Source organism: Amycolatopsis kentuckyensis (assembly GCF_002155975.1).
In the GTDB taxonomy this organism is placed as follows: Bacteria; Actinomycetota; Actinomycetes; order Mycobacteriales; family Pseudonocardiaceae; genus Amycolatopsis; species Amycolatopsis kentuckyensis.
In genome coordinates this window covers 1-2,646 of sequence record NZ_MUMI01000528.1, presented here as the reverse complement: position 1 = coordinate 2,646, position 2,646 = coordinate 1, and the positions used below count along the sequence as shown (strand labels likewise).

4 protein-coding genes are annotated in these 2,646 nt (G+C 73.2%); 3 read left to right on the top strand and 1 reads right to left on the bottom strand.

The window, feature by feature from the left end:
* Positions 1-507: heavy-metal-associated domain-containing protein (locus CCN39_RS40090; RefSeq protein WP_208630598.1), on the top strand; the 507-nt coding region annotated here is incomplete at its 5' end.
* Positions 504-1,007, top strand: coding sequence for a YceI family protein (locus CCN39_RS40085; RefSeq protein ID WP_086851354.1), 504 nt, complete (start codon positions 504-506; stop codon positions 1,005-1,007). The genes CCN39_RS40090 and CCN39_RS40085, both read left to right, overlap by 4 nt.
* Here CCN39_RS40085 and CCN39_RS40080 read toward each other — a convergent pair.
* Complete coding sequence (locus CCN39_RS40080; RefSeq protein ID WP_086851352.1) at positions 1,000-1,647, bottom strand: rhomboid family intramembrane serine protease; 648 nt, start codon at positions 1,645-1,647, stop codon at positions 1,000-1,002. The two genes, CCN39_RS40085 and CCN39_RS40080, sit on opposite strands and share 8 nt — an antisense overlap.
* Before the next feature lie 99 nt (positions 1,648-1,746).
* Here CCN39_RS40080 and folP point away from each other — a divergent pair.
* The coding region (folP, locus tag CCN39_RS40075) for a dihydropteroate synthase (RefSeq protein WP_143264337.1) at positions 1,747-2,646 on the top strand (900 nt) is incomplete at its 3' end.

Genomic DNA, 2,646 nt, shown 5'->3' with positions numbered 1-2,646 from the left:
GCCGAGGGCGCCCTCGGCGCCGCCACGCTCACCCAGCTGGGCGGCCAGGCCGGCGCCGTCGTCACCTTCTGGCCCGACGCCGCGGCGGCGGGCGAGGCCGCGGCCCGGCGCCCCGCCGGGACCACCTGGCTCGACACCGGCGTCTACCGGGTCGTCGACGTGCACTCGGCGTCGGACGCGGCCGCCTACGCCCAGCTCACCTGGTTCGACGGACCGCGCAGCGCCGACCAGTCGGCCGCCGAGCAGCGCGCGGGCCGCGACCGCATCTGGCCCGCCGTCCGGGAGATCGAGGGTGTCGGCACCTCCTACGCCCTGATCGCCGAGGACCGGTCCCTGGTCGTCGTGGGGTTCACCGCGTCGCTGGCGACGGTCGAAGCCGTCCAGGAAGCGATCATGGCCACCGAGCTGCTGCCCGGCGAGGACCCCGCGCTGCTGCCGGGCGCGGACCGGGTCGACCTGCACCGCGTGCTGCACGCGGCCCTGCCGGCCCCGGCGGGTGCGCGATGAGCCCGCACACCGCCCCCGCGCTGCGCGCCGGGACGTGGACCGTCCGCAGTGGACGGACGACGGCGGCCTTCGAGGTCCGCAACTTCGGCTTCAACCGGGTGCGCGGCACGATCCCGGTCCGCACCGGCACCGTCGAGGTGCGCGACGGCGCGGTGACGGCCGTCCGCGCGGAGCTGGACCTCGGCGCGCTCGACACGCAGAACGAGCGCCGCGACGCCGACCTGCGCAAGCCGAACCTGCTCGACAGCGCCGCCCGGCCGGACCTGACCTTCACCGCCACCGGTGCCCGCAGGCGGGACGGGGGCTGGGAAGTGACCGGCGAGCTGCGGCTGCGCGGGACGTCGTGCCCGCTGACGCTGACCGTCGAGCCGGTCACCGGCACCCGCGTCCGCGCCACCGGGACGCTGGACCGGGCGCCGCTCGGCATGCGGGTGCCGCGCGCGGTGATCGGCCGGTACGTCCGGATCGACGTCGAGGCGGAACTCGAGCCGCCTAGCTGAGGTCCTTGGGGAGCAGGGTGGTCGCCGCGTCCGGCGCGGCGACCACCTTGGGCCGCCGGTCGCGGAAGATCCAGCCGCCGACGATGCCGCCGACGAACCCGAACAGGTGCCCCTGCCAGCTGACCCGCTCGTCGGTCGGCAGCAGGGAGACGAACGTGTAGGCGAAGCACAACGCCATCACGAGCCCGATCACGATGTCGATCGGGTGCCGGTCGAACAGCCCGCGCACGATGATGTAACCGAAGTAGCCGAAGACCAGGCCGCTGGCGCCGACGGTGACCGAGTTCGACGGCGAGGTGAACCAGACGCCGAGGCCGCTCGCCACGACGATCAGGGCGCTCACGCCGAGCCACTTCTTCACCCCGCGGTAGGCGGCGAGGAAGCCGAAGACGAACAGCGGTCCCGAGTTGGCCTCGATGTGCATCCAGCTGCCGTGCACGAACGGCGCGCTGAAGATCTCCGGCAGCGAGGTGGGGTCGCGCGGCTCGATGCCGAGCTCCTGGTTCAGGCCGTACCCGCCGACGGCGTTGACGATCTGCATGAGCCACATCGCCGCCAGCAGGCCGACCATCACCCACAGGGCCTTCTTGGCCTCGGCGATCATCAGCTCGGCGGTGCTGCGGTCCGGTTCCTCGCTCATTCGGTTCCCCCCTGCTCGGTTCGCGCGCGCCCGAGGATAGCCGCCGCGGGCCCCGGCGGCGGCGTTCCGGACCCAGCCGTGACCTGGCAGGGTGGGGACATGACGTCACACCGGCCGGAGATGGTCTTCCGGGGCCGTCGCATGCCCGGCGACCGTGCCCTGGTCATGGCCATCGTCAACCGCACCCCCGACTCGTTCTACGACAAGGGCGCGACCTTCGCCGACCCGGCGGCCCTGGACGCGGTGGACCGCGCGGTCGCCGCGGGCGCCGACATCGTGGACATCGGCGGGGTGAAGGCGGGCGAAGGCCCCGAGGTCGACGTCGACGAGGAGAGCCGGCGGGTGGTGCCGTTCGTCGCCGAGGTCCGCCGCCGCCACCCGGACCTGGTGATCAGCGTCGACACCTGGCGCCACGAGGTCGGCCGCCAGGTCTGCGAAGCGGGCGCGGACCTGCTCAACGACACGTGGGCGGGCGCCGACCCGAAGCTGGTCGAAGTCGCGGCGGAGTTCGGCGCCGGGTACGTGTGCTCGCATGTCGGAGGCATGCCGGTGCGCACGGACCCGTACCCGGAGCCAACCCCGGAGCGCCCCTTTTGGCCCCGGTACGACGACGTCGTGGCGGACGTGGTCGCAGAGCTGACGGCGGCGGCCGAGAGGACGATCGCGGCCGGCGTCCCCCGCGGCGGCATCCTGGTCGACCCGACGTTCGACTTCGGCAAGAGCACCCGCCACGGCCTGGAGCTGCTCCGCCACTTCGACCGCCTGGTGGCAACGGGCTGGCCGGTCCTGGTGGCGCTGTCGAACAAGGACCTCATCGGCGAAACCCTGAACGTGGAAGCCCACGAACGCCTATCAGGCACCCTGGCAGCAACGGCAATAGCGGCCCACGCGGGCGCGGCGGTCTTCCGCGCCCACAACGTCAGGGAGACCAGGGAGGCAGTGGAGGCGGTAGCAAGCTTCGCAACCCCGAACCAAACAAAGGAGCGGGGTGGTCATCCC

What these genes read in the sequence shown, in the direction of transcription:
- CCN39_RS40085 (WP_086851354.1), top strand. Translation starts at nt 504, where the DNA reads ATGAGCCCGCACACCGCCCCCGCGCTGCGCGCCGGGACGTGGACCGTC.
- CCN39_RS40080 (WP_086851352.1), bottom strand. Translation starts at nt 1,647, where the DNA reads ATGAGCGAGGAACCGGACCGCAGCACCGCCGAGCTGATGATCGCCGAG.